Here is a 24,927-nt window from a genome sequence, read left to right as displayed (position 1 = left end):
GGCTTCAGCCGGAAGCGAACTCGCGGACCAGCGTCTCCCACCGCTCGGGCTCGGTGTTCCACTCCTTGCAGTGCCTCGCGACCCGCCAGTCGGGGAACTCGACGAGGTCGGGGCGGGCCTGCGCGAGGGCCAGCGAGGGTCCGAACGGGACGAACTCGTCGTCCGCGGAGTGGATGAGCAGGATGCGGTGGTGCAGCTCGTCGGCCCGGCGGACCCAGTCGGTGAGCGCGAGGTCGACCCCCTCGTGGACCCCGACCAGCCGGTGCCCCCAGCGGTGCCGCATGAGGAGCCGGGCCAGCGAGCCGACCGGCGGCGGCACGTGGTGCCGGCGGGCGTGGTGGGCCAGGACGTCGCCCCAGTCGACGACCGGGGCGTCCAGCAGCACCCGGCTCACCAGGTCCGACCGTTCGGACCGGTCGAGGACCTGGAGGACGATGGCCCCGCCCATCGACCACCCGGCGAGCATCAGCTCGGTGGCGCCACGGGAGAGCGCGAGCTCCATGGCGGCGTCGACGTCGCGCCACTCCGAGAGCCCGAGGGCGTAGCGGCCGTCCGGACCGGCGGGCACGCCCTCGTCGTTGCGGTAGGTCGGGACGAGGCAGGTCCAGCCCTCCGCGAGCAGCGGCGGCAGCGCGCGCAGCGTCTCCTCGCGGCGGGCGCCCCGGCCGTGGACGAGGACCGCCCAGCGGTGCGTCGGCCCGCCCTCGGGGGCGACCACCCAGGCCGGCATCCGGCCGAGCTCGCCGTCGACCGTCACGTGCTCGGTCGGCAGTCCGAGGCTCTCGTCGGGCGGCGACCCGTGGAAGTACTGGTTCCACCGGGCCGTTCCCGGGCCGAGGACCCCGCGGTCGATGCCGAGCACCTCGCGCCGCACCCGGCCGGCTCCCGCGTCGAGGTCGAGCACGTCACCGACCCGCGCGTGCCCGGCGCCCCCCTCGAGCCAGAGCCCGTAGCGGCCCGGCACCACGGTCTCGGGGTTGGTGCCGAGCGTGACACTGGTCGCGTCGGCGCCGAGGACGACCACGTCGTCGGGGCGCACGCGGTCCGGGGTGACGATGCGCCGGGCGAAGTACGCGGCCGCCGCGAGCGACCCGCCCCCGGAGGCCAGCGCCGCGGTGCCCCCGACCGCGGCACTCGCCACGGCCGCGCGACGGGCCCGGCTCGGCGCGCCGCTCCGAGCCCGGCGGCGGCCCGGGACGAGGTCGGTCATCCCGGCCGCCCGTCGAGGACGGCGGACAGGTCGTAGGAGACCGGCTCGTCGAGCTGGTCGTAGGTGCAGTCGGCGGGGTCCTTGTCCGGGCGCCACCGGACGAACTGCGCCGTGTGCCGGAACCGGACGCCCTCCATGTGGTCGTAGCGCACCTCGACGACCCGCTCGGGGCGCAGCGGGGTGAAGGAGAGGTCCTTGCCGGCCGCCCAGCGGCTGCCGGCCGCGTTCTGCGGCGTGCGGTTGCCCTCCTCCTGCCTCGCCCACGCCCACGGGTGATCGCCCCAGTCGGTGACGAGCGGCTGCAGCTCCGCGAAGAGCTCCTTGCGCCGGGCCATCGGGAAGGCCCCGATGACCCCGACCGAGACGAGCGTGCCCTCGGGGTCGTGGATGCCGAGCAGCAGGCTGCCGATGACGTCGTCACCGGACTTGTGGGTGCGGTAGCCGGCGACGACGCAGTCGGCGGTGCGCTCGTGCTTGATCTTGAGCATGGTGCGCTTGTCCGGTTCGTACCGACCGTCCACGGGCTTGGCGACGAGGCCGTCGAGGCCGGCGCCCTCGAACTCGGTGAACCACTCCGCGGCGATGGCGCGGTCGCGGGTCGCGGGGGTCAGGTGGATGGGCGGCTGCGCCTCGGCGAGGGCCTTCTCGAGGAGAGCACGCCGCTCGGCGAACGGCCGGCCGGTGAGGTCGTCGTCGCCGAGGGCCAGCAGGTCGAAGGCGACGAACCGGGCCGGCGTCTCGACCGACAGCTTCTTCACCCGGCTCGCCGCGGGGTGGATGCGCTGGCTCAGCAGGTCGAAGTCGAGGCGGTCCTCGCCGGGTCGCACGACGATGATCTCGCCGTCGACGACGCAGCGCTCGGGGAGGTTGGCCAGGGCGGCCTCGACGACCTCGGGGAAGTAGCGCGTCATCGGCTTCTCGTTCCGGCTGCCGATCTCGACGCGGTCACCGGAGCGGAAGACGATGGAGCGGAAGCCGTCCCACTTCGGCTCGTAGACGACCTCGAGGTCCCTGAGCGCCGTGGCGTCGAGCCCCTTGACCGGCTTGGCGAGCATCGGCGGCACGGGCGGCACGACGGGCATCCCCCACTCCTCGCGCAGCGCCGCGTCGCGCTCCGCCTTGGGGGCCATGTACTCGTCGTCGGCCTTGTCCTGGCGGCGCTTGGACGGCTGCACGCGCGGCGGCTCCCCGGGCATCTTCGGGTAGTCCGGCGGGAAGTTGAGCTCGCCGAGACCGCGCTCCTCGACATCCCTGTCCCAGAGGGCGATCGCGGTCGACACGTCGCCGACGGCGTCGTCGATGCCGGCCCAGGCGTCGCCGCGGTCCTCGAGGACGTCCGGGACCGTCAGCACGGTGAAGTCGCCGGGCGTGACGGTGGTCAGCTCCGCCCAGGTGACCGGCATCGACACCGGGGCGCCGGGCAGCGGGCGCGGGCTGTACGCGGAGGCGATGGTGCGGTCGCGGCAGGCCTGGTTGAAGTCGACGAAGACCCGCTCGCCACGCTCCTCCTTCCACCACGACGCGGTGACGAGGTCGGGGAGGCGGCGCTCGAGCTCGCGGGCGATGCCGATGACGCCGTGCCGCACGTCGAGGAACTCATTGGTCGGTGTCACGCGGGCGTAGACGTGCACGCCGCGGTTGCCGCTCGTCTTGGCCCACGCGGTGAGCCCGAGCTCGGCCATCAGCTCGCACAGCGCGACGGCGGCCTCGACGGCGTCGGCGAAGGTGCGCCCGGGCTGTGGGTCGAGGTCGATGCGCAGCTCGTCGGGGTTGTCGGTGTCCGCCGTCCGGACCGGCCACGGGTGGAAGGTGACGGTGTTCATCTGCACCGCCCAGACGGCCGTGGCGACCTCGTCGACGACGATCTGCGGGTGCCGCCGGCCGCTCGGGTACCGGCAGGAGACGGTGCGCACCCAGTCGGGCATCCCCTTCGGCGGGTTCTTCTGGTAGAACTCCTCGCCCTCGATGCCCTCGGGGAAGCGCTGGAGGGTGACCGGACGGTCACCGATGTGCCGCACGAGGCAGTCGCCGACGGCCATGACGTACCCGGCGAGGTCGCCCTTGGTCACCCCGGCGTCCGGCCACATGAGCCGGTCCGGGCTGCTGAGGCGCACCTCGCGCACGCCCCCCGGGCCCTCGACCTCGACGATCTGCGCATCGGCCATGAGCGCGAGCCTAACGAGGTGGGCCGACGTCCCGGGTCCTCACGAGGTCCTTTCGGCGCGCGGCGGCGGGAACCATCGGGTGCGGGGCGGTGTTGGGACGGACATGACGATGAAGCAGACCGGTCGCGAGTACGCCGTCACCAAGTCCGACGCCGAGTGGCGCGAGCAGCTCTCCCCCGCCGAGTACCAGGTGCTGCGCGAGGCCGGCACCGAGCGCCCGTGGGTGGGCGAGTACACCGACAGCACGACCGTCGGCGTCTACGCCTGCCGCGCGTGCGGGGCCGAGCTGTTCCGCTCGGACACCAAGTTCGACTCGCACTGCGGGTGGCCGTCGTTCTTCAGCCCGCTGGCCGGCGACTCCGTCGAGCTGCTCGAGGACCGCTCGATGGGGATGACGCGGGTCGAGGTCCGGTGCGCGTCCTGCGGCAGCCACCTCGGGCACGTCTTCGAGGGCGAGGGCTTCGACACCCCGACCGACCAGCGCTACTGCATCAACTCGATCAGCCTGACCCTGCAGCCCGACTCCCCCGCCTGACCCCACCCCGCCGCCGCACCACGCGTATCGGGTGACCCGATACGACCGCGCCTCACCCGAGTTCGGTTCTCGGGTGAGGCGCAGCGTTCTCGGGGATGGTGGTGCTGGCCAGGCGGCGGGCCGCTGGTCAGACGGCGGGCCGCTGGTCAGACGGCGGGCCGCTGGTCAGGCGGCGGGCCGCTGGTCAGGCGGCGGGCCGCTGCTCAGCCGCGGCGCGAGCAGCCACGAGCCGGGACCCCAGGACCGCGGGGGCGTCGAGCTCGGACCAGATGATCCGCTCGAAGAGGTAGCCGGCCCGGCGCCCACGGTCCTCGCGGCGCTTCTCCTTCCAGAGCGCGTCCGCGTCGCTCGCGTACTTGACCCGGCCGTCGAACTCCAGCACGAGGTTCGTGCCGTCGACGCCGAGGTCGCCGTAGCCGAAGACGCCTGTTGCGTCCCGCAGGGGGACCTGCGGGGTGACGCGCCAGCCCAGGGCGACGACGAAGAGTCGCGTGAGCGTCTCGCCGACCGACTCGGAGCGGCCGTCCATGAGGGCGATGGCCGTCCGCACCCGGCCCGACTCCGGCCATCCCTCGACCAGGTGGGCGACCGCGTCGATCTCGGCGCGCGTGACCAGCCCGTGGTGCAGGGCGTGGTCGGCCGCCACGACCGCGGCGACGTGCCCGTGGTCGAGTGCGGTCTGCACGACCGCCTGGGCCAGGTTCGGGGCACCCGACCGGGTCGTCGGGCGTCGCACTGCAGGGTGCGGGGGGCGGATCCGACACAGGTCGGTCAGCACCTCGCGGTGGACGGGCCGAGCGACATCGGCCCGGTCGGAGCCGATCCGGTGCACCGGGACGCCGGCCAGGACGAGGGCGGAGGCGCCGACCGCGTACGAGTCCGGGTACAGCGCCAGCGCCCCGCGCGTCCGCACGAGGAGGCGGGCATCGACCCGGCCGTCCCGCCACGGCGTGGTGCTGGAGACGGAGCGGGCGACGACGTGCACCTCCTTGTCCCGGCGCAGCCGCGCGAGGCCACGGTCTCCCACCCCGACGCGCCGGGCCTGCATCGTCGTGAAGACACCGCCTTGGGCGTCGGCCAGCGCTCGGAGTGCGTCATCCATCGGGTCAGCGTCCGATGGCGCGGAGGGTCACGTCATCGGGGCCGACCCGATCTGTGGACGACCACGGGCGACCATCCGCCCTGTGGACGATTCCCCCTACCGAGAAGGCCGCGCCTCACCCGACAACGGTTCCCGGGGAGAGCGCGGCCGTATCGGGTCACCCGATACGCGTGGTGCCCGTGGGGTATGGCAGTGGCAGCGGCGGCGGGCCGGGTCAGCGCAGGCGGGCCACGAGGTCGGCGACCTCGACGCGAGGACCGGTGTAGAACGGCACCTCTTCGCGCACGTGCAGCCGCGCCTTCGAGGCGCGCAGCTCGCGCATGAGGTCGACGATGCGGTGCAGCTCGTCGGCCTCGAAGGCGAGCACCCACTCGTAGTCGCCGAGCGCGAACGCCGCGATCGTGTTCGCTCGGACGTCGGGGTACTCGCGCGCCATCCGGCCGTGCTCGACGAGCATGTCGCGCCGCTCCTGGTCCTCCAGGACGTACCAGTCGTACGAGCGCACGAACGGGTAGACGCAGACGTAGGCGCGGGCCTCCTCGTCGGCGAGGAACGCCGGGATGTGGCTCTTGTTGAACTCGGCCGGCCGGTGCAGCGCCGCGACCGACCAGACCGGGTCGAGGTGCTGCCCGAGCTCGGTGCGCAGCAGGCCGTGGTACGCGCTCTGCAGCGCCTCGATGGTCGGCGCGTGCCACCAGACCATGAGGTCGGCGTCGGCGCGCAGCCCGGCCACGTCGTAGACCCCACGGACGACGACGTCCTCGGCACCGACCGCGGCGAACAGCTGCTCGACCTCGTCGGCGAGGGCCGCGCGGTCGGCGTCACCGAGCGGCTCGGCGAGGGCGAACACCGACCACATCGCGTAGCGGATCGTGTCGTTGATCTCGCGGATGCGGGCCGCGCCGGGCTTGCTCGGGGCGGGACGGCTGGGGGTGGTCATCCGGACTCTCCTCGGGGTGCTGCGGTGGTCGCCGCGACGCCCGCGGCGGAGGTCAGGTGCTCGACGACGGCTCGCGCGGCGCGGGTCGCGGAGGCGACGACGGCCGGCACGCCGACGCCGTCGTAGGCGGCCCCGGCGACCTCGACCCCCGCCAGCCGCTCGACGTCCGCGCGGACGCGGGAGACGCGCTCGAGGTGGCCGACGGCGTACTGCGGCAGGCCGCCGCCCCAGCGCTGCACGTGGTGGTCGACGACCGGCGGCAGCGGGGTGCCCAGGGCCTCGCCGATCTCGGCGACCGCGAGGGTGACGAGGTCGGCGTCGTCGCGCTGGAGCACGGCCTCCTCCCCGGCCCGGCCGAGCGAGGCCCGCAGGTGGACGACGTCGGAGGAGAGCGCACCGACCCAGCCCCACTTGGCGGCGCTGAACGTGCTCGCCTTGACGGCCCGGCCCTCGACGGGCGGCACGAGGAAGCCGGAGCCGGGCAGGTCTGGCAGCCCCTCGCGGCGCACGGCGAGCGTGACGACGGCCATCGACGCGGTCTCGACCTCGCCGAGCGCGGCCGAGGCGTCGGGGGCCAGCGCGGTGAGCAGCCGGGACGTCGGTGTGGCCGGGGTGGCCAGGACGACGGCGTCGGCCTCCAGCGCGACCGGGTCGGCCGCCGAGCCGACGACGAGCCGCCAGCGGTCCCCGACGCGTTCGAGCCCGCGGACGGTGGCGCCCGTGCGCAGCAGCGCCCCCCGGACGCGCAGGGCCTCGGCGACCTCGTCCGGGAGCCGGCCGATGCCGCCGCGGATGCCCGCGAAGGGCGAGCGCGGCCCGCCGTCGCCGGACGACGGTGCCGCCCCGGACGCCGGGCCGGGTCCGAGCAGTGAGGCGCCGCGGACGGCCCGCTCCCAGAGGGCCGGCATCGTCGCGCGCAGCGAGAGACGGTCGGCGTGGCCGGCGTAGACGCCGCCGAGCAGGGGCTCGACGAGCCGGTCGACGACGGCGCGGCCGAGCCGGTGCCCGACGTACTCACCGACCGACACGTCGCCGGTCACCGCGCCGCCGGGCCAGGGTCGCTCGTCGGCCGCACGGGCGACCTCGTCCGCCGCCAGCACCCCGAGGGCGGACGCCGGGTCGGTCGGGACCCCCATGAGCGTGCCCGTGGGGAGCGGGCGCAGGGCGCCCCGGCTCCACAGCGCGGCCGACGTGGTCGCGGGGGCCACGAGGTCGGCCTCCTCGACGCCGACCCGACGCGCCAGCTCCACGGCCTCGGGGCGCAGGGCGAGGAGGGACTCGGCGCCGACGTCGACGAGGTGCCCGGCGACCGGTTCGAGGCGCAGCTTGCCACCGAGGCGGTCGCCCGCCTCGAGGACGGTGACGTCGACGTCCGGGAGAGCCTCGAGGACCTCGAGCGCCGCGGTCAGGCCGGCGATGCCGCCACCGACGACGGCGACGTGGGGCCGGGTCGGGACGGGGTCGGACACGCCCACCAGCCTCTCACGCGGCCTCGGCCCGGCTCCGGCCAGGGCTGCCGTCCCGACGACGCGGGATGCCGCCCCGGCCCACCGCGTGACCGGCCCGAGGCGCACTCGTGACCGGATCGAGACGCGGGACCGGGAACTCCGGCGGCCCGGGCGGCGCCGAACGCTCGACCGAGCCACCGACGAAGGAGTCACCGTGAGCGCCAGCACCCGTCCCCCGTCCCGCCGCCTCGCCGCGGCCCTCGCCGCGGGAGCCCTCGCCGTCAGCGCCCTCGGGGCGTGCAGCGGGGGGAGCAGCGGGGACTCCGCCGCCGGCGGCGCCGCAGCGGTCTCCCCCGGGTCGGCCGGCGCCGAGGACTCGACCGCCGTCCCGGCGCCTGACAAGGCGGCGGACGCCGCCACCTCGGCGAACGGCACCCGCCGGGCGACCGGCACGGACACCACCTCGGTCGCCGCGGCCGTGGCGCAGCGCAAGCTCGCCCGCCGGGCCGACGTCGCCCTCGAGGTGAAGGACGTGCCGAAGGCCGCCTCGGCACTGCGCGGCATCGCCACCGGGGCCGGCGGGCTCGTCGTCGCCGAGGAGGTCTCGAGCAGCCCCGGCCCCGCGCGCGACACCCGCGGCGCGGCCTGGGGCACGTTGACCATCTCGGTGCCGACCGCCAAGCTCGACGCCACCCTCGACGAGGTCGCCAGGGTCGGCACCGTCCTCTCCCGGCAGTCGAGCACCGACGACGTCACCGCGCAGTACGTCGACACGAGCGCCCGCGTGGAGACGATGCGGGCGAGCGTCGAACGGGTCCGCGCGCTGATGGGCAAGGCGGACAAGCTGGCCGACGTCGTCAACCTCGAGGCCGAGCTGTCCCGCCGGCAGGCCGACCTCGAGGCCCTCGAGCAGCAGCTCGCCGCGCTCGACGACCAGGTGTCGCTCTCGCCGGTCACGGTCCGGCTGAGCACCCCCGGCGCCGAGACCGCGCCCGCCGAGGACCCGACCGGCTTCGTCGCCGGCCTCACCGCCGGCTGGGACGCGTTCACCCGCTCGGTGCAGCTCGTCCTCACGCTCCTCGGCGCGCTGCTGCCGTTCGGCGTGGCCGCAGCCGTCGTCGTCCTCCCGCTGCTCGCGTGGTGGCGTCGCCGCCGCGCCGGCGTGACCCCCGTCGCCGCACCCACCCCGCCGGCCGCGCCGAGCGCCTGACGTCCGGGCCGGTCACGGCACGAGGTCGAGGGCCCACCGCGTCTCGCCGTCGACCTCGACGTCGGTCGGCCCCATCCCGAGGGCCGCGGCGACCCGCTCCGAGGGCCGGTGACCCGGACGCACGTGCGCCACGGCCCGGTGGACGCCGCGTCGCCGGACCTCGTCGAGCACCAGCGTCGCGGCCCGGCGGGCGAGCCCGCGTCGCTGCCACGGCACGCCGACCACCCACGCGAGCTCGGCGGTCCGGCCGTGGTCGGTCACCGTCGCCTGGACGAACCCGACGAGCCGCCCGGCAGCGACGTCCTCGACCACCCACGTGTGCCACTCCTCCGCCGGGTCCGGCGATCCCTCGGCCTGACGGGCGTAGCGGTCGCGCAGTGCGCCGGCGTCCGGCGCCGACCCACCGGTGAAGGCGTACAGGGACGGGTCCCCGAGGACGTCGGCCATCTCCGCCGCGTGCTGCGGACCCACGGCGAGCAGCCGCAGCCCGTTGCCCTCGAGGGTCGGGGTCCGCGGTCCGGCGGGTCTGCTCACCCGGTCGGCGCGTCGGCGGCGAGCACCTGCTCGCGGAGGATGTCGGCGTGCCCTTCGTGCTGGGCCAGCTCGCGCAGCAGGTGCAGCCAGACCCAGCGCAGGGGCAGCGGACCGCGGCGGTTGCCGAGGACGAGCTCGTCGAGCCCGACGTCCGCGCAGATCGACCGGGCCGCGTCGCAGGCGGCGGCGTGCTCCGCGAGGACGGACGCCACGGTGTCGTCGGCGGTGAGCACGAAGGAGTCCTCGGCCGCGGCGGGCAGACCGAGGTCGACCCGGTCGCGCCGCAGCACCGCCTCCTCCGACCAGACCCGCTCGACGAAGGTGGCGTGCTTGACCAGCCCGAGGAGGGTCGTCGCCGACGGGACGAGCCGACGCCTGGCCTGCTCCTCGGTCAGCCCGTCGAGGCAGGCGCGCAGCCCGGCCCGGTGCTCGTCGATGAACGCCTCGAGCATCGCCTTCTCGCCGGCCGCGAGGACCGCGGGGTCGAGGGTCAGCGGGCCGACACCTCGTGGACGAGTGCGACGACGCGGGTCAGGACGTCCGGGTCGGCCGACGGCGGCACCCCGTGGCCGAGGTTGAACACGTGCCCCGGCGCGGCGCGGCCCTCCTCGACGATCTCGCGCACGCGCTGCTCGAGCGGCTCCCACGGGGCGAAGAGCAGGGCGGGGTCGAGGTTGCCCTGCAGCGCCCAGCGGCCGCCGGTGCGCTCGAGGGCGTCGGTGAGCGACACCCGGTGGTCGACGCCGACGACCTCGGCGCCCGCCTCCCCCATGAGGGTCAGCAGCTCACCGGTGCCGACGCCGAAGTGGATGCGTGGCACGTCGAGGTCGGCGACGGCGGCGAGCACCGTGGCCGAGTGCTCGGCGACGAACCGCGTGTAGTCGGCGCGGCTCAGCGCTCCGGCCCAGGAGTCGAACAGCTGGACCGCCGAGGCCCCGGCCGAGGCCTGCACCCTCAGGAACGCCCCGGAGATCCGGGCCAGCCGGGCGCAGAGGTCGTGCCAGAGCCCCGGGTCCCCGTGCATGAGGGCCTTGGTGCGCTCGTGGGTGCGCGACGGACCTCCCTCGACGAGGTAGGACGCGAGCGTGAAGGGTGCCCCGGCGAACCCGATGAGCGGCGTCGCGCCGAGCTCGGCGACGAGCATCCGCACCGACTCGGTGATGTCCGGGACGTCCTCGGGCACGAGGTCGCGCAGCCGCTCGAGGTCGGCGCGGGTGCGCACGGGCTCGGCGACGACCGGGCCGACGCCGGGCACGATGTCGAGGTCCACGCCGACGGCGGCGAGCGGGACGACGATGTCGGAGAAGAAGATCGCGGCGTCCACGCCGTGCCGACGCACCGGCTGGAGGGTGATCTCGGTGACGAGGTCCGGCCGACGGCACGACTCGAGCATCCCGACGCCCTCGCGGACCTTCCGGTACTCGGGCAGCGAGCGACCGGCCTGGCGCATGAACCACACCGGGGTGTGGGCCACGGGCAGGCCTCGGGCGGCCCGGACGAGGGTGGAGTCGGAGGCGGGAGCGGCGGCCGGGGGCGGGGAGGTCGTCACGAGCCGATCCTCCCATCCGGTGGGGACCGCCCGGACGGCCCGCCGGCTCAGGCCGCGATGAGGACCGCCCCGCCGACCGCGAGGACGACGCCGACCTGCTGGACGCGACGCAGCCGCTCGCCGATGACGACGCGGGCGAGGAGGGTGGTGACGACGGGGTAGAGCGAGCCGAGGACCGACGCGATGCTCACCTGGCCGCGCGAGGACGCGAGCCCGAAGAGCAGGTTGGCCCCGAGGTCCCCACACCCGATGAGCAGCAGGCCGGGCAGCTCGCGCGGCGTGACGCCGCCGGTCGAGCGGGCGGCGAGCGCGACGACGAGGAGGATGGCGACCGAGGTGATCCGCATCCCCCAGAGCGTGAGCAGGGTCGACTCGCGCGCCCCCCGGTCGAGGCAGAACAGCGCGAGCCCGAACCCGACGGCCGCCACCGCGGCGAGGAGCACCGGCCGCGGCGAGACGGCGCCGCTCAGCTCGGGGCCGCTCGCCAGGGTGACCCCGGCGACCGCGACGGCCATCCCGGCCCAGGCCCACGGCGAGGGCGTGTCCCCGCTCGCGACTCCGAGGACGACGGGGACGACGACACCGAGCGCCGCGATCGGGGCGACGACGCCCATCGTGCCGCTGGACAGCGCGGAGTAGAAGCAGACGAGCCCGGTCATCCCGGCGAGCCCGGCCGCGACCGACCACAGCGGCCAGCCGGTGAAGCTCACCGTGTCCCACCGCAGGAGCACGACGGCGGTGACGACGAGGAGGGCCAGGCCCTGGGTCCAGCCGACGACGGCGACGGCCGGCCGGCGCCGGGAGGCGAGCCCGGCGAAGAAGTCGGAGGTCCCCCAGACGAGCGAGGAGCCGAGGGCGAGCAGGGTGACCACGTCCGCAGGCTAGGCCAGCGCCCACCGGCCCCGCCGTCGGGTCCGGCCACGCGCGGGCTCGACGCGTCGGGGCGCGCCCGGCGCGCCCTGCCCGCCTCGGCGCGAAGGTCGGCCTACATTGCTCCACGTGGCACGCAGCACCGTGACCGGGCGGGAGTCCCCGGAGTTCGCCCGGGCACTCGAGGAGCTGCACCGTGCCCGCCTGCGCCCGGAGATCCGGCTCACCGAGGTCCCGGCGCCCCAGCGCATCGCCCCGCACGCCGTCGCGCTCACCGCCGACGTCGTCGACCCCCACGACCCCGACGCCGAGCTCGCGTCCGGGCGGTTCGTCCTCCTCCACGACCCCTCCGAGCCCGAGCCCTGGGGCGGCCAGTGGCGCGCGGTGACCTTCGCCCGGGCCGAGCTCGAGCCCGAGTTCGCGGCCGAGCCGCTGCTCGGCGAGGTGGGCTGGAGCTGGCTCACCGACGCGCTCGAGGGCCGGGGCGTGCCGTTCACCGCCGAGGCGGGCACGGTGACCCGCGTCGTGTCGGAGTCCTTCGGGGGCCTCTCGGACCGCCCGGCCAGCGTCGAGATGGAGCTGCGCGCGTCGTGGACCCCGCTCGGCCCCGAGGCCGGCGAGCACCTGCTCGCGTGGTCGGACCTGCTGTGCACGATCGCCGGGCTGCCCCCGCTCCCCGAGGGCGTCGTCGCCCTGCCCGGGCCGCGCCGGTGACCCGCGGATGAGCCCCGACACCACCCCCGCCGACGGCCCCGCGGTCGAGGTCGAGCAGCCGGTCCCGCTCGAGGAGCCGGCCGAGGGCGTCCCCGCCGTCGTCGAGTCCGAGCGCGCCCTCGACGAGGCCGCCCGCGCCGTCACGGCCGGGGTCGGGCCGGTCGCCATCGACGCCGAGCGCGCGTCCGGGTACCGGTACGGCCAGCGCGCCTACCTCGTCCAGCTCCGCCGCGAGGGCTCCGGCACGTGGCTCGTCGACCCCATCGCGGTGCCCGACCTCTCACCGCTCGACGCCGCGATCGGGCCCGCGGAGTGGATCCTCCACGCCGCCACCCAGGACCTCGCGTGCCTCGCCGAGGTCGGCCTGCGGCCCCGCCAGCTGTTCGACACCGAGCTCGCGGCCCGCATCCTCGGGCTGCCGCGGGTCGGCCTCGCCGCCGTCGTCGAGCACTACCTCGGGCTGCGCCTCGCCAAGGAGCACTCGGCCGTCGACTGGTCGACCCGGCCGCTGCCCGACCCGTGGCTGCGCTACGCGGCGCTCGACGTCGAGGTGCTCGGGGAGCTGCGCAACCTCATGGGCGTCGACCTCGCGGCCCAGGGCAAGGACGAGTGGGCCCGGCAGGAGTTCGCCGCCCTCCTCGACTGGACGCCGGTCGAGCGGGTCGACCCGTGGCGGCGCACCTCCGGCATCAACACGCTGCGCTCCCGTCGTGGCGTCGGCGTCGTCCGCGAGCTCTGGTACGCCCGCGACGCCATCGCCCGCGACCGCGACACCTCGGTCGGGCGCGTGCTCCCGGACGCCGCGCTCGTCGAGATCGCCAAGGCGCTGCCGCGCGACACCGCGGCGCTGCCGTCCGGCCACCGGGCCATCAAGCGGTACGGGCGGCAGTGGGTCGAGGCGGTCGAGCGCGCGGTCACCCTCCCCGAGGACGAGCTGCCGCCGCGCACCCTGCCCTCGGACGGCCCGCCGCCGCCGCGAGTCTGGGCCGACAAGAACCCGGTCGCGGCCGAGCGCCTCGGGGCCACCCGGACCGCGCTGACCGCGTTCGCCGCCGAGCACACCATCCCGGTCGAGAACGTCTGCTCCCCCGACCCCCTGCGCCGCGTGGTCTGGAGCCCGCCCGAGCAGCGCGACCTCGACGGCTTCCGGGCCGCCCTCGCGGGCCTCGGCGTGCGCCGGTGGCAGGCCGACATCGTGGCGCCGATGCTCGTCGCCGCGTTCGACGCCCACCCCGGCGCCTGAGCGCGAAACCCTCCCCACCAGTCACACGCGTATCGGGTCACCCGATACGGCCGCGCTTCACCCCGGAACCGTTCTCGGGTGAAGCGTGGGCAACCCGGGTGGAGGCGGGTCCGAACCTCTTGACAGGCAAGTGATCGCTTGCCTATTGTCACCGCCGTGGACGACGGCGCGGACGAGGTGTTCCGGGCCCTCGCCGACTCCACCCGGCGGGCCCTGCTCGACGCCCTCGTCGCGCGGGACGGGCAGACCCTGTTCGAGCTCTGCTCCCGGATGGCGACCCTCGGCATCGGCTCGAGCCGCCAGGCCATCTCCCAGCACCTCGACGTCCTCGCGGCCGCCGGCCTGGTCCGGGTCCGCCGCGAGGGCCGCTACCGGCTGCACGACCTCGACACCACCCCCCTGCGCCCCCTCCGGGAGCGCTGGGCCCGCCACGACGAGAGGAACGACCCGTGAAGATCGCCCTGACCAGCGTGTTCGTCGACGACCAGCAGAAGGCCCAGGACTTCTACACCGGCGTCCTCGGCCTCACGACCAAGCACGACGTCCCGCTCGGCGAGCACCGCTGGCTCACCGTCGTCAGCCCCGAGGCCCCGGACGGCGTCGAGCTCGTGCTCGAGCCGAACGCCCACCCGGCGGCCGTGGCCTTCCAGGAGGCGATGGCCGCCGACGGCATCCCCGTCGCGGTGCTCTCGGTCGCGGACGTCGAGGCCGAGCACCGCCGGCTCACCGGCCTCGGGGTCACCTTCACCCAGCCGCCGACGGCCATGGGCCCGGTCGTCACCGCCGTCCTCGACGACACCTGCGGCAACCTCGTCCAGCTCATGGCCCCCGCGCCGGACCCTCAGCCGTAGAGACCGTCGGCGTAGGACGGGCCGTAGTAGGCGTCGAGCTCCTCGATGCTCCGTCCGTCCGGCTCGACCTCGTGGGCGATGACCGCCCGCCGCGGCACGCTGCCGTCGGGCGCCCATCCCTCGGGGTCCCACAGTCCCGAGCGGAGGAACGCCTTGGAGCAGTGGAAGAACACCTGCTCGACCTCGACGACGAGGGCGAGCACCGGGCGGTGGCCGCGGACGACCATCTCGTCGAGGAAGGGCGCGTCGGAGACCAGGCGCGCCCGGCCGTTGACGCGCAGCGTGTCGCCGCGGCCGGGCACGAGGAAGAGCAGGCCGACGTGCGGGTTCTCGAGGACGTTGCGGTAGCCGTCGACCCGTCGGTTGCCCGGCCGCTCGGCCACGGCGATGGTGCGATCGTCGAGCACGTGGACGAGCGAGCCGACGGGGTCGCCCTTGGGCGAGGCGTCGCACGTGCCGTCCGCTCCGGCGGTCGCGAGCACGCAGAACGGCGACGCGGCGAGCCAGGCCCGGTCGATGTCGAGGAGGTGGTCGCGCTCCTTGTCCCGGGCGCGCTGCGCCGGCTCGCCGAGCAGCGCGGTGAGGCTCTCCGAGTCCTCGACGGTGGTCCACGAGGTGTCGTCCATGCTCCGCAGCGTAGGCCCCCCGCAGACCGCGGCGCCCGGCCCTGACATCCGCGTCGGTACCGGGCTACAGCGCAGTAAGCGTCGCCATGACGACACTTACTGCGGTGTAGCCCGCGATGACGCAGGGGCGTGACGGTGCTCACCCGGCCGCCGCTGTCTGACTGAGCGCTTGCTTAGTACGATCGTCGGAGCCCGGCCCTGCGCCGGTCCACGCCCCGTCCCCGACCAGGGAGGCCACCTCGTGCCCCGTGAGCTCCAGGAGGTCGTCTTCGTCGACGGCGTCCGCACCCCGTTCGGCAAGGCCGGTGAGAAGGGCATGTACGCCCAGACCCGTGCCGACGACCTCGTCATCAAGTGCGTCCGCGAGCTGCTGCGCCGCCACCCCGAGCTCCCCAAGGAGCGGGTCGAGGAGGTCGCGATCGCCGCGACGACCCAGATCGGCGACCAGGGCCTGACCCTCGGCCGCCTCGCCGGCCTGCTCTCCGGACTGCCGACGACGACCCCCGGCTACTCGATCGACCGGATGTGCGCCGGTGCGATGACCGCCGTGACGACCGTGTCCTCCGCGATCGGCGTCGGGGCCATCGACGTCGCGATCGCCGGAGGCGTCGAGCACATGGGGCGGCACCCGATGGGTGAGGGCGTCGACCCCAACCCGCGGATCGTCGCCGAGCGCCTCGTCGACGAGTCGGCCCTCGTCATGGGCAAGACCGCCGAGAACCTCCACGACCGCTTCCCGCAGCTGACCAAGGAGCGCTCGGACGCGTTCGCGGTCGCCAGCCAGCGCAAGCTCGCCGCCGCCTACGCGGCCGGCAAGGTGCAGCCCGACCTCGTGCCCGTGGCGACCCGCCACGTCGAGAAGGGCTGGGGCCTGGCCACCGCGGACGAGCCGCCGCGACCGGGCACGACGCTCGAGGAGCTCGCCGCCCTGAGGACGCCGTTCCGCCCGCACGGCAACGTCACCGCGGGCAACGCCGCCGGCCTCAACGACGGCGCGACCGCCTGCCTCCTCGCGAGCCGGGCCGCAGCCGACGAGCTCGGTCTCCCCGTCCGGATGCGCCTCGTGTCCTACGCCTTCGTCGGCGTCGAGCCCGAGGTGATGGGCATCGGCCCGGTGCCGGCCACCGAGAAGGCGCTCGCCAAGGCCGGCCTGGGCATCGAGGACATCGGGCTCTTCGAGCTCAACGAGGCCTTCGCCGTCCAGGTGCTCTCCTTCCTCGACCACTTCGGCATCGCCGACGACGACGAGCGGGTCAACCCGTGGGGCGGCGCGATCGCCACCGGCCACCCGCTCGCCTCCTCCGGCGTGCGCCTCATGACCCAGCTGGCCCGCCACTTCGAGGAGCATCCCGAGGTGCGCTACGGCCTCACCGCGATGTGCATCGGCCTCGGGATGGGCGGCGCCGTCATCTGGGAGAACCCCCACCACTCCCCCGCCGACGACCGGAAGGACGCCTGAGCCATGACCACCACCCAGGCCCCCGCCCTGCCCGCCGAGGTCGTCACCCGCACCCCGGTGCAGGACGTCGAGCTCCCCGGCGGCGCCGGCACCCTCGCCCTGGTCACCCTCGACAACGGCAAGGACCACACCCGCCCGAACACCTTCGGCCCGGAGGGGATCGCCGGCCTGCAGGCCGCCCTCGACGGCCTGCGGGCCCGCGCCGAGGCCGGCGAGATCCAGGCCGTCGGCGTCACCGGCAAGCCGTTCGTCTTCGCGGTCGGCGCCGACCTGTCCGGCATCCCCTACGTCACCGAGCGCGGCCAGGCCGTCGAGATCGCGCAGGCCGGCCACCGCGCCTTCGCGACGCTCATGGACCTGCCGGTCCCGACGTTCGCGTTCGTCAACGGGGCGGCGATGGGCGGTGGCGTCGAGCTCGCCCTCTCCGCCGACCACCGCACGGTCTCGGCCGGCGTGCCGGCGTTCGCCCTGCCCGAGACCTTCCTCGGCCTCGTCCCCGGCTGGGGTGGCTGCTGGCTCCTGCCGAACCTCGTCGGGGCGGAGGCGGCCCTCAAGGTCGTCATCGAGAACCCGTTGTCGCAGAACCGGATGCTCGGGGCGAAGGAGGTCGTCGGACTCGGCATCGGCGACGTGCTCCTCGAGCCGGCCGACTTCCTCGAGGACTCGCTGCGCTGGGCGGCCGGGGTGCTCACCGGCGCCGTCACCGTCGAGCGCGCCGAGGTCGACCGCTCCCCCGAGGCCTGGGACGCCGCGTGCGACCGGGCCGGGAAGATCGTCCTCGCGAAGACGGCCGGCCGGGCGCCCGGCGCGCTGCGGGCGGTCCAGCTCGTGCGCGCTGCGCGGACCGCGACACGTGAGGAGGCCTTCGCGGCCGAGGACGAGGCGCTCGGCGACCTCATCATGTCCGACGAGCTGCGGGCCGGCCTCTACGCCTTCGACCTCGTCCAGAAGCGGGCCAAGCGGCCGGCGGGCGCCCCCGACAGGGCCCTCGCCCGCCCGGTGACCAAGGTCGGCGTCGTCGGCGCCGGCCTCATGGCCAGCCAGCTCGCGCTGCTGTTCGCGCGCCGCCTCGGTGTGCCGGTCGTCATGACCGACCTCGACGAGGAGCGGGTGGCCAAGGGCGTCGGCTACGTGCACGCCGAGGTCGACGGCCTGCTCGCCAAGCGCCGCCTCTCCCCCGACAAGGCGTCCTTCCTCAAGGGCCTCGTGACGGGCTCGACGAGCAAGGACGGCTTCGCCGACGCCGACCTCGTCATCGAGGCGGTCTTCGAGGAGATGTCGGTCAAGCAGCAGGTGTTCGCCGAGGTCGAGGCCGTCGTCACCCCGGAGTGCGTCCTCGCGACGAACACCTCGTCCCTGTCGATCACCGAGATGGCGAGCGGGCTGCAGCACCCCGAGCGGGTCGTCGGGCTGCACTTCTTCAACCCGGTCGCGGTCATGCCGCTGCTCGAGGTCATCCCCGGCGAGCACACCGACGAGGCCACCCTCGCCACCGGCTTCGCGGTCGGCAAGGGTCTGAAGAAGACCTGCATCCGCTCGAAGGACTCCGCGTCGTTCGTCGTCAACCGGCTGCTGGGCCGCTTCATGGGCGAGTACTCCCGCGTCGTCGACGAGGGCACGCCGGTGGAGGTCGCCGACCGCGCCGTGGCCGGTCTCGCGCCCATGCCACCCTTCGTCCTCCTCGGGCTGGTCGGGCCGGCGATCGCCCTGCACAACAGCGAGACCCTGCACCGGGCGTTCGGCGACCGGTTCTTCGTCTCGCCGACCCTGCGGCGCATCGTCGAGGCCGGCAAGCGTGGGTACTACGCCACCGACGAGCGCGGTCGCCCCGTCCCCGACCCCGAGGTCGAGGCGCTGCGCGAGAGGCCGGCCGCCCCGGTCGAGCTCTCGGTCGAGGAGGTCCGGGCACGCGTCCTCGGCGCCATCGCCGAGGAGGTCGGCCTGATGCTCGCCGAGGGCGTCGTCGAGGCCCCGATGGACATCGACCTCGCGATGATCACCGGCGCCGGCTTCCAGTTCTGGAACGGCGGGATCATCCCCCTGCTGGACCGCGAGGGCGTCACCGAGCGGGTGCTCGGCCGGCGCGTCCTCCCGCACGGTGTCGCGAGCGTCCCCGCCACGGCCTGAGCGACCCGGTGCGCCGCCCGACGACGGCACGGACCGCTGCGGTCCGTGCCGTCGTCGCAGGTCGGGACGGTGCCGAAGGACGCGCTGAGAGCGACCGCCCCGGAAACTGGCTTTATCTCACATGTGATCTACGATGGTCGACGTGACGACGACCAGCGACACCTACCTGACCCGCATCGGGACCCTCATCCGGGACGCCCGACGCCACCAGGGGCTCACCCAGAGCGAGCTCGCGGACCTCCTCGGCACGAGCCAGAGTGCCGTCGCGCGCATCGAGCAGGGCAAGCAGAACCTCTCGCTCGAGATGCTCGCCCGGGTCGGCGAGAAGCTCGACAGCGAGTTCGTCTCCCTCGGCCACTCCGGTCCCCAGCACCTGCGGATCGTCGGCGGCAAGAAGCTCTCGGGCTCGATCCCGGTCAAGACGAGCAAGAACGCCGCCGTCGCGCTGCTCTGCGCGAGCCTGCTCAACAAGGGCCGCACCACGCTGCGCAACCTCGCCCGCATCGAGGAGGTCAACCGGATCATCGAGGTGCTCACCTCGATCGGCGTGCGCGTGCGCTGGCTCCCGGACAGCAACGACCTCGAGATCGTCCCGCCGGCCCGGCTCGACCTCGCCGGCATCGACGTCGAGGCCGCCCGGCGCACCCGCACCGTCATCATGTTCCTCGGCCCCCTGCTCGCCGAGTACGACACCTTCCGCCTGCCGTACGCGGGGGGCTGCGACCTCGGCACGCGCACCGTCGAGCCGCACCTGTCGGCCCTGCGCCACTTCGGCCTCGACGTCACCGCGACGCACGGCTTCTACGAGTCGGTCGTCGACCGTGAGCGGCACCCGCACCGCGCCATCGTGCTCACCGAGCGCGGCGACACCGTCACCGAGAACGTGCTGCTCGCCGCGGCGCGGTACGAGGGCACGACGGTCATCCGCAACGCGTCCCCGAACTACATGGTCCAGGACCTCTGCTTCTTCCTCCAGGGCCTCGGCGTCCGCATCGAGGGCATCGGCTCGACGACGCTGACGGTCACCGGCGTCGGCCGGGTCGACACCGACATCGAGTACTTCCCGTCCGAGGACCCCATCGAGGCGATGAGCCTCATCGCCGCGGCCGTCGTCACCGAGTCGACGATCACCGTCGAGCGGGTCCCGATCGAGTTCCTCGAGATCGAGCTGGCCACCCTCGAGGAGATGGGCCTGACGTTCGACACGACCGAGGAGTACCTCGCGAACAACGGGCACACGCGGCTGGTCGACCTCACGATCCACCCGGGCCCGCTCACCGCGCCGGTCGACAAGATCGCGCCGATGCCGTTCCCCGGCCTCAACATCGACAACCTGCCGTTCTTCGCGCTCATCGCGGCGTGTGCCGACGGGACGACGATGATCCACGACTGGGTCTACGAGAACCGCGCCATCTACCTCACCGAGCTGACCAAGATCGGCGCCCAGGTGCAGCTGCTCGACCCGCACCGGGTGATGATCACCGGCCCGACGCCGAAGTGGCGCGCGGCCGAGGTGATGTGCCCGCCGGCGCTGCGCCCGGGCGTCGTCGTCCTGCTCGCCATGCTCGCCGCGCCCGGCACCTCGGTGCTGCGCAACGTCTACGTCATCAACCGTGGGTACGAGGACCTCGCCGAGCGCCTCAACGCCCTCGGCGCGACGATCGAGACCTTCCGCGACATCTGACGGTCGGGGTTCGGCCGGCCGCTCCCGAGCCTCGACAGGGGACCACCCGTCGGCGCACACTCTCGTCATGGAGCGCACGTCCGGCGCGGGACGCAGCGGGGTCGTCACCGACACCCGCGGCGAGGGACGCGCGCTGCGGGCCACGTGGCACCACGAGGCAGGGGTCGTCGTCCTGTCGGTCTGGCGCGAGAACGTGTGCGTCGCCACGGTGCGGGTCGACCCCGACGACGTGCCCGAGCTCGTCGAGGTGCTCGTCAGCGGGCTCGCCGAGGGCTACGACCTCGGCCGCCACCCCCGCTCCGCGGCCGGCTGACCTCGCCGCGAGCCGTCAGGGGAAGTCCGGGCCGGCCTCGCGCCTGAGCCGGAGCAGGACCTCGAGCGCCACCGAGTCCCCGTCCCGGCCACCGGCCCCGACCTGGAGCGGCGCGTCGCTCGGGTCGACGTGGACGCCGGTCAGCCGTCCGCGCAGGCTCGGCGCGACGACGAGGACGTACCAGAGGCCGTCGGTCCCGACCGCCGCCCGGTGGTCGCGACGCACGTACCACCCCTCGACGTCGGTCCGCAGCGTCCCGCTGCCGCTGTAGGGGCGGGCGCGCAGCCGCGTGGGCTCGACGCCCGCGGCGCGCATCGCGGCGGCGAACTCCGCGACCATCGGCGCCGTCCGCCGGGCCTCGGCCTCGGCCGCCCGCGCGGCGGCCGCGTGGTGGTACTCGGCGTTCTCCCGAGCCTGACGACGACGCTCGGCCGCCGGGTCCGTGGCGTCGCCCGGCCGGCTCATCGCCGGTCGCCGGGGCGCGGTGTCACGGCCTCGCCGCCCCACTCCTCGGGCGCCGTGTCGACGAGCGTCTGGTTGAGCACCCACTGGTGCCCGAACGGGTCGTCGACCGTCGCCTGCCGCTCGCCGTACTCCCAGTCGTGCTGCGGGTCCGCGACCGTGGCTCCGCGTGCCACCGCCTCCGCGACCACGGCGGCGACGTCCTCGACCTTGAGCATCACCTGGTGCGAGCGGGTCTGCGTCGGTGTCCGCCGTCCCGGGCGGACCTCGGCGACGACGAGCTCGGCGGCCGGCCCGTCGGGCAGCCCGAGCTGGGCGCGGTGCCGCTCGCCGATGCGCACGTGCTCGACGAACCCCAGGACCTCGCAGTACCAGGCCACCGCCGCTCGGACGTCCGCGACGACCAGCACGGGAACGACCCGTGCGTGGGGCGCCGACCGGTTCGTGATCATCCGGCCAGCGTAGAGCGGTGGCGGCCCCCCGGTGAGCGGCGCCGTAGACTCACCGCCCGTGAGCAACCCGCCGGTGTACCCCACGATGGAGGACGTCATCGGCGGAACCCCGCTGGTGCGGCTGCAGCGGCTGCCGGGACCGGCGAACGAGCGCCGCGGCAACGTCCTGCTCGCCAAGCTCGAGGGGAACAACCCGGCGGGCTCGGTCAAGGACCGGCCGGCGATCAGCATGATCCGGGGCGCCGAGCAGCGCGGGGAGATCGCGCCCGGCGACACCCTCCTGGAGGCGACGTCCGGCAACACGGGGATCGGGCTGGCGATGGCGGCCGCGATCAGCGGCTACCCCCTGGTCATCGTCATGCCCGAGGACGCCTCCACCGAACGGATCCAGACGATGCGGGCGTACGGCGCCGAGCTCGTCCTCACCCCGGCCGACGGCGGCATGGAGGAGGCCCGCGACGTCGTGACGCGGATGGCGCGGGAGGGCCGCGGCCACGTCCTCGACCAGTTCGGCAACGTCGACAACCCCCGGGCGCACGAGACCGGGACCGGACCGGAGCTGTGGCGCCAGACCGACGGTCGGATCACGCACTTCGTGTCCGCGATGGGCACCACCGGCACGATCACCGGGGTCTCGCGTTTCCTCAAGTCGCGCGACCCCGGCATCCAGGTCGTCGGGGCCCAGCCCGCGGAGGGGTCGAGGATCCCCGGCATCCGCGCGTGGCCCCCGGAGTACGTGCCGAGGATCTTCGACCCGTCGGCGGTCGACCGGACCGTCGAGGTCACCCAGGCCGACGCCGAGGAGATGGCCCGCCGGCTGGCCCGCGAGGAGGGCATCTTCGGCGGCGTGTCCGCGGCCGGGGCGTGCTGGACCGCCCTGCAGGTGGCCGAGGAGGTCGAGGGGGCGACGATCGTCTTCGTGGTCTGCGACCGCGGCGACCGCTACCTCTCCAGCGGCGTCTTCCCCGCCTGACGCCGTCACCAGTCGATCGAACGCTTCGCCCCCCGGTGGCCTCGTCACCCACCGATGGCCGTGCAGATCATGTCCTCGGCGAGCGCAGGCAGGTCGGCTCGTGGTCGCTCAGGAGGTTCTGGGCGATGACGATGCCGTCGTGACCGTCGCTGGAGACCATCGCGATGGAGCCGGTGCCGTTGACGGCGCCGCCGTGTCCGTGGAAGCTGCCGCACCGGGTGGAGTAGACGGCCAGTCCCAGCCCGTAGTTCCCCATGGCCGGCTTCATCATGTCAGCGGCCAGCGCCGGCGGGATGAGGCGTGCGGTGACGATCGTGCGGAGGATCGTCAGGAGCTCGTCAGGAGTGGAGAGCACGCCGCCGTTGCCCCCGTTGCCGAACGCCAGGAGGTCGTCGGTGACGTCGACGGGAGCTGCTCCACCATCGGTGACGACGTATCCGCGCAGGGAGGGGGAGGCGAGGTCCGGCGGCGCCACCGTGGTGTGCTGCAGCCCGAGTGGCTCGACGATCCCGGTTCGCAGGAGGGTGCTCAAGGACTGCCCGGTGACCTTCTCGAGCACCATCGCGGCCAGCTGGTAGTTGGTGTTGCTGTAGTGGTACGCGCTTCCCGGGGGGAAGTACCTGTCGTGCGTCTCGGCCAGTGCGACGAGCAGGCGGTCCGAGGCGATGGCGCGCGTCCCTGCTGCGCGCTGGGCCATGAGCCGTCGGGCTTCGGACCGCAGGGCGGCATCACGGAGCCGGGCAGCATCCGTCGTGGCGTCGCCCTCGTTCAGCTCGTCGAAGATGCCGCTGGTGTGGTTCAGCAGGGTCCGGACGGTCACTGCAGGCTCCAGTGGGACCACCCCGGGAAGCAGGTGCCCGACGTCGTCGTCGAGGGAGAGCTGCCCCCGAGCGACCGCCTGCAGCGCCAGGGTGGCCACGAGCGGCTTGGTGATGCTCGCGATCCGGAAGGTCCCGGTGGCACTGGCCGGCGTGCCCGAGGCGTCCGCGGTCCCGTCCGCCACGGCCCAACGCCTGTCGTCGACCCGAGCCACCGCGATGGCACCGGGAGCGCCGAACCGTGCGCGCTCGACCGCGAGGAGCGACTGGAGCGCGAGACCGGTTGCCGACCGCGGCGGCGACGCACCGTCGCGGCTCCGGTCACCACCGCAGCCCGCTGCCATGGCGACCACCAGAACGGCGGACACCCAGCGAAGGGCGCTCACCCCCGAGTGTCGCAGCAGGCCGCACCCCCAGCCGCGTGAGACCGCCCACAGTCGGTCGGGCCCGGGGGTCGCCTCGGTGCGCAGGCAGGGGCAGCGGCCACCGGGCGTGTCGCACAGAACACGCCGCTGGTCTCGTGAGCCCCGCCAGGTCCTCGAATGCTTGAGGAGTGAGGTGGCTGGGCGTACTGGGCCGGACGGTGGTCACTCTCGCTGTGCTCGCCGGATGCACGCTCGCGCAGCCGGACCACGCGATGACGGCGTCCGCCTCCGGCGGATCCTCCTCCGCGTCCACCGCGCCCCCCAAGACGAGCCCACCCCCCAGCGGGACCCCGGACACTGCCTCACCCAGCCCGTCCCCGTCGCCACCGAGCGTGGGTCACGACGCGTGGGTCGCGGTCTCCGTCGCGACGATCTGGCGCTCGCCGCGGGCACCGCGGCACGTCGACGCGCCCGCGCTGACGAACCCGGTCGCGATCCGGACGTGGCTGTCCGGACTGGGCACCACCGCCCGACGCGGACTCGTCGGACGGGCCGACACCCAGGCGCTGCTCGGTGACCGAGTGCACCTGACAGCCGTCAGCGGGAGGTTCGCCAAGGTCGTCGTGCCGGACCAACGCACCCCACTCGACCCTCGCGGCTACCCGGGATGGGTCCCGCTGGTGCAGCTCAGCGCCACCGCGCCGCCACCGGCCACCACGAGTGCGACCGTGGTGTCGCGGACCGCGTGGCTGCACGACGACGACACCGCTGGTCGCCGTGCGATGGAGGTGAGCTTCGGGACGCGACTGCCCGTCCTCGGCTCCGTCGGCGCCATGACCCGCCTCGGCCTGCCCGGTGGCCGGGTGCTTCGTGCCCCGGCGGCAGACGTGTCGGTCACCGAGCGTGGCGCCGCGGCCCTGCCTCCCGAGGGAGCGGGGCTGGTGAGGTCGGCACGGATGTTCGTCGGGCTGCCGTACCTGTGGGCCGGCACGTCCGGCTTCGGGGTCGACTGCTCCGGCCTCACCTGGCTGGTCCATCGCGTCCACGGCGTCGTGATCCCGCGCGACGCCGCACCCCAGGCCGACGCCGGGGTAGCGGTGGGAGTCGACGCCCTGCGCCCCGGCGACCTGCTGTTCTACGCGGTCGACGGCGAGGTCCACCACGTGTCCGTGTACGCCGGTGGCGGGCAGATGGTCCACGCTCCGTCGACCGGCCACACCGTCGAGGTGATCGCCGTCAGCGCGGCAGAGCCGGCCAGGCTCGCGGCGGCGACCTTG

General features: G+C 74.5%; 25 protein-coding genes. 12 read left to right on the top strand and 13 right to left on the bottom strand.

Going from position 1 to position 24,927, the window contains the following annotated elements; all coding sequences use genetic code 11:
* Window positions 1-4 precede the first annotated feature (4 nt).
* Window positions 5-1,210 carry an alpha/beta hydrolase gene (locus PKA89_RS09150; protein WP_324418776.1) on the bottom strand — a complete coding sequence of 402 codons (1,206 nt, stop codon included), beginning with the start codon at window positions 1,208-1,210 and terminating at the stop codon, window positions 5-7.
* Window positions 1,207-3,375, bottom strand: a complete 2,169-nt coding sequence (locus PKA89_RS09145) for an ATP-dependent DNA ligase (RefSeq protein ID WP_324418774.1) — start codon at window positions 3,373-3,375, stop codon at window positions 1,207-1,209. Before PKA89_RS09145 ends, PKA89_RS09150 begins: the two co-directional genes overlap by 4 nt.
* Window positions 3,376-3,478: 103 nt before the next feature.
* On the opposite strand from PKA89_RS09145, the gene msrB reads away from it, so the two are divergent.
* A complete protein-coding gene (gene msrB, locus PKA89_RS09140) occupies window positions 3,479-3,910 on the top strand; it encodes a peptide-methionine (R)-S-oxide reductase MsrB (RefSeq protein ID WP_324418772.1) in 432 nt (143 codons plus the stop codon).
* A gap of 184 nt (window positions 3,911-4,094) precedes the next feature.
* Here msrB and PKA89_RS09135 read toward each other — a convergent pair whose 3' ends face one another.
* The 3 genes from PKA89_RS09135 to hemG form a co-directional block, all read right to left on the bottom strand.
* Complete coding sequence (locus PKA89_RS09135) at window positions 4,095-5,012, bottom strand: type IV toxin-antitoxin system AbiEi family antitoxin domain-containing protein (protein WP_324418770.1); 918 nt, start codon at window positions 5,010-5,012, stop codon at window positions 4,095-4,097.
* Between the two features lie 214 nt (window positions 5,013-5,226).
* Window positions 5,227-5,952, bottom strand: coding sequence for a hydrogen peroxide-dependent heme synthase (gene hemQ / locus PKA89_RS09130; protein ID WP_324418768.1), 726 nt, complete (start codon window positions 5,950-5,952; stop codon window positions 5,227-5,229).
* Window positions 5,949-7,421 carry a protoporphyrinogen oxidase gene (hemG, locus tag PKA89_RS09125; protein WP_324418766.1) on the bottom strand — a complete coding sequence of 491 codons (1,473 nt, stop codon included), beginning with the start codon at window positions 7,419-7,421 and terminating at the stop codon, window positions 5,949-5,951. The genes hemQ and hemG overlap by 4 nt, the downstream gene beginning before the upstream one ends.
* Before the next feature lie 193 nt (window positions 7,422-7,614).
* Here hemG and PKA89_RS09120 point away from each other — a divergent pair, with 193 nt between their 5' ends.
* The gene (locus tag PKA89_RS09120) at window positions 7,615-8,610 is read left to right on the top strand and encodes a DUF4349 domain-containing protein (RefSeq protein ID WP_324418764.1); all 996 of its coding nucleotides are present in this window, start codon (window positions 7,615-7,617) and stop codon (window positions 8,608-8,610) included.
* Window positions 8,611-8,622: 12 nt separating this feature from the next.
* On the opposite strand, the gene PKA89_RS09115 is transcribed toward PKA89_RS09120, so the two are convergent.
* From PKA89_RS09115 to PKA89_RS09100, 4 genes are read right to left on the bottom strand one after another with little or no spacing between them, the layout of a single operon-like run.
* The gene (locus PKA89_RS09115) at window positions 8,623-9,144 is read right to left on the bottom strand and encodes a GNAT family N-acetyltransferase (RefSeq protein ID WP_324418762.1); all 522 of its coding nucleotides are present in this window, start codon (window positions 9,142-9,144) and stop codon (window positions 8,623-8,625) included.
* Window positions 9,141-9,596 carry a DinB family protein gene (locus PKA89_RS09110; protein ID WP_324418760.1) on the bottom strand — a complete coding sequence of 152 codons (456 nt, stop codon included), beginning with the start codon at window positions 9,594-9,596 and terminating at the stop codon, window positions 9,141-9,143. The genes PKA89_RS09115 and PKA89_RS09110 overlap by 4 nt, the downstream gene beginning before the upstream one ends.
* Window positions 9,597-9,634: 38 nt before the next feature.
* Window positions 9,635-10,693, bottom strand: a complete 1,059-nt coding sequence (gene hemE, locus PKA89_RS09105) for a uroporphyrinogen decarboxylase (protein ID WP_324418758.1) — start codon at window positions 10,691-10,693, stop codon at window positions 9,635-9,637.
* A gap of 47 nt (window positions 10,694-10,740) precedes the next feature.
* The gene (locus PKA89_RS09100; RefSeq protein ID WP_324418756.1) at window positions 10,741-11,565 is read right to left on the bottom strand and encodes a DMT family transporter; all 825 of its coding nucleotides are present in this window, start codon (window positions 11,563-11,565) and stop codon (window positions 10,741-10,743) included.
* A gap of 127 nt (window positions 11,566-11,692) precedes the next feature.
* On the opposite strand from PKA89_RS09100, the gene PKA89_RS09095 reads away from it, so the two are divergent.
* From PKA89_RS09095 to PKA89_RS09080, 4 genes are all read left to right on the top strand, one after another.
* Window positions 11,693-12,277 carry a DUF3000 domain-containing protein gene (locus PKA89_RS09095; RefSeq protein WP_324418754.1) on the top strand — a complete coding sequence of 195 codons (585 nt, stop codon included), beginning with the start codon at window positions 11,693-11,695 and terminating at the stop codon, window positions 12,275-12,277.
* A gap of 7 nt (window positions 12,278-12,284) precedes the next feature.
* A complete protein-coding gene (locus PKA89_RS09090) occupies window positions 12,285-13,520 on the top strand; it encodes an HRDC domain-containing protein (RefSeq protein ID WP_324418752.1) in 1,236 nt (411 codons plus the stop codon).
* Window positions 13,521-13,676: 156 nt separating this feature from the next.
* On the top strand, window positions 13,677-13,973 hold the full coding sequence (locus PKA89_RS09085; protein ID WP_324418750.1) for a helix-turn-helix domain-containing protein: 297 nt from the start codon (window positions 13,677-13,679) through the stop codon (window positions 13,971-13,973).
* The gene (locus PKA89_RS09080) at window positions 13,970-14,371 is read left to right on the top strand and encodes a VOC family protein (protein ID WP_324418748.1); all 402 of its coding nucleotides are present in this window, start codon (window positions 13,970-13,972) and stop codon (window positions 14,369-14,371) included. The genes PKA89_RS09085 and PKA89_RS09080 overlap by 4 nt, the downstream gene beginning before the upstream one ends.
* Here the strand turns inward: PKA89_RS09080 and PKA89_RS09075 are convergent.
* Window positions 14,362-14,997: a pyridoxamine 5'-phosphate oxidase family protein gene (locus PKA89_RS09075; RefSeq protein ID WP_324418746.1), complete on the bottom strand. Its 636-nt coding sequence runs from the start codon at window positions 14,995-14,997 to the stop codon at window positions 14,362-14,364. The two genes, PKA89_RS09080 and PKA89_RS09075, sit on opposite strands and share 10 nt — an antisense overlap.
* Before the next feature lie 241 nt (window positions 14,998-15,238).
* Between PKA89_RS09075 and PKA89_RS09070 the strand changes: the two genes are divergently transcribed.
* The 4 genes from PKA89_RS09070 to PKA89_RS09055 all read left to right on the top strand — a co-directional run bounded on the left by PKA89_RS09070 (window position 15,239) and on the right by PKA89_RS09055 (window position 20,580).
* Entirely contained in the window at window positions 15,239-16,456 is a 1,218-nt protein-coding gene (locus tag PKA89_RS09070; protein WP_324418744.1) for a thiolase family protein, read from the top strand.
* Between the two features lie 3 nt (window positions 16,457-16,459).
* Window positions 16,460-18,583 (top strand): 3-hydroxyacyl-CoA dehydrogenase NAD-binding domain-containing protein, encoded by a 2,124-nt coding sequence (locus PKA89_RS09065; protein WP_324418742.1) that lies wholly within the window; start codon window positions 16,460-16,462, stop codon window positions 18,581-18,583.
* A 142-nt stretch (window positions 18,584-18,725) separates the two neighbouring features.
* Window positions 18,726-20,267, top strand: a complete 1,542-nt coding sequence (locus tag PKA89_RS09060; protein ID WP_324418740.1) for a UDP-N-acetylglucosamine 1-carboxyvinyltransferase — start codon at window positions 18,726-18,728, stop codon at window positions 20,265-20,267.
* A 67-nt stretch (window positions 20,268-20,334) separates the two neighbouring features.
* Entirely contained in the window at window positions 20,335-20,580 is a 246-nt protein-coding gene (locus PKA89_RS09055; RefSeq protein ID WP_324418738.1) for a hypothetical protein, read from the top strand.
* 15 nt (window positions 20,581-20,595) lie between these two features.
* On the opposite strand, the gene PKA89_RS09050 is transcribed toward PKA89_RS09055, so the two are convergent.
* Window positions 20,596-21,045 (bottom strand): hypothetical protein, encoded by a 450-nt coding sequence (locus tag PKA89_RS09050; protein ID WP_324418735.1) that lies wholly within the window; start codon window positions 21,043-21,045, stop codon window positions 20,596-20,598.
* Window positions 21,042-21,494 carry a VOC family protein gene (locus tag PKA89_RS09045; RefSeq protein ID WP_324418733.1) on the bottom strand — a complete coding sequence of 151 codons (453 nt, stop codon included), beginning with the start codon at window positions 21,492-21,494 and terminating at the stop codon, window positions 21,042-21,044. The genes PKA89_RS09050 and PKA89_RS09045 overlap by 4 nt, the downstream gene beginning before the upstream one ends.
* Window positions 21,495-21,579: 85 nt before the next feature.
* Between PKA89_RS09045 and cysM the strand changes: the two genes are divergently transcribed.
* Complete coding sequence (cysM, locus tag PKA89_RS09040) at window positions 21,580-22,467, top strand: cysteine synthase CysM (protein WP_349255529.1); 888 nt, start codon at window positions 21,580-21,582, stop codon at window positions 22,465-22,467.
* A 67-nt stretch (window positions 22,468-22,534) separates the two neighbouring features.
* On the opposite strand, the gene PKA89_RS09035 is transcribed toward cysM, so the two are convergent.
* A complete protein-coding gene (locus tag PKA89_RS09035; protein WP_324418729.1) occupies window positions 22,535-23,629 on the bottom strand; it encodes a serine hydrolase domain-containing protein in 1,095 nt (364 codons plus the stop codon).
* Window positions 23,630-24,042: 413 nt separating this feature from the next.
* Here PKA89_RS09035 and PKA89_RS09030 point away from each other — a divergent pair.
* Window positions 24,043-24,927: C40 family peptidase (locus PKA89_RS09030; RefSeq protein ID WP_324418728.1), on the top strand; the 885-nt coding region annotated here is incomplete at its 3' end.

Source organism: Phycicoccus sp., assembly GCF_035325325.1.
In the GTDB taxonomy this organism is placed as follows: domain Bacteria; phylum Actinomycetota; class Actinomycetes; order Actinomycetales; family Dermatophilaceae; genus Phycicoccus.
This window is presented reverse-complemented; position numbering and strand designations above follow the sequence as displayed.

Excerpts from the sequence above, each read along its gene's own strand:
- PKA89_RS09050 (WP_324418735.1), bottom strand. The coding sequence starts at position 21,045 with ATGAGCCGGCCGGGCGACGCCACGGACCCGGCGGCCGAGCGTCGTCGT.
- PKA89_RS09145 (WP_324418774.1), bottom strand. The coding sequence starts at position 3,375 with ATGGCCGATGCGCAGATCGTCGAGGTCGAGGGCCCGGGGGGCGTGCGC.
- PKA89_RS09035 (WP_324418729.1), bottom strand. The coding sequence starts at position 23,629 with ATGGCAGCGGGCTGCGGTGGTGACCGGAGCCGCGACGGTGCGTCGCCG.
- PKA89_RS09075 (WP_324418746.1), bottom strand. The coding sequence starts at position 14,997 with ATGGACGACACCTCGTGGACCACCGTCGAGGACTCGGAGAGCCTCACC.
- PKA89_RS09135 (WP_324418770.1), bottom strand. The coding sequence starts at position 5,012 with ATGGATGACGCACTCCGAGCGCTGGCCGACGCCCAAGGCGGTGTCTTC.
- PKA89_RS09055 (WP_324418738.1), top strand. The coding sequence starts at position 20,335 with ATGGAGCGCACGTCCGGCGCGGGACGCAGCGGGGTCGTCACCGACACC.
- hemQ (WP_324418768.1), bottom strand. The coding sequence starts at position 5,952 with ATGACCACCCCCAGCCGTCCCGCCCCGAGCAAGCCCGGCGCGGCCCGC.
- PKA89_RS09150 (WP_324418776.1), bottom strand. The coding sequence starts at position 1,210 with ATGACCGACCTCGTCCCGGGCCGCCGCCGGGCTCGGAGCGGCGCGCCG.
- cysM (WP_349255529.1), top strand. The coding sequence starts at position 21,580 with ATGGAGGACGTCATCGGCGGAACCCCGCTGGTGCGGCTGCAGCGGCTG.
- PKA89_RS09065 (WP_324418742.1), top strand. The coding sequence starts at position 16,460 with ATGACCACCACCCAGGCCCCCGCCCTGCCCGCCGAGGTCGTCACCCGC.
- PKA89_RS09090 (WP_324418752.1), top strand. The coding sequence starts at position 12,285 with ATGAGCCCCGACACCACCCCCGCCGACGGCCCCGCGGTCGAGGTCGAG.
- msrB (WP_324418772.1), top strand. The coding sequence starts at position 3,479 with ATGACGATGAAGCAGACCGGTCGCGAGTACGCCGTCACCAAGTCCGAC.
- PKA89_RS09045 (WP_324418733.1), bottom strand. The coding sequence starts at position 21,494 with ATGATCACGAACCGGTCGGCGCCCCACGCACGGGTCGTTCCCGTGCTG.
- PKA89_RS09110 (WP_324418760.1), bottom strand. The coding sequence starts at position 9,596 with ATGCTCGAGGCGTTCATCGACGAGCACCGGGCCGGGCTGCGCGCCTGC.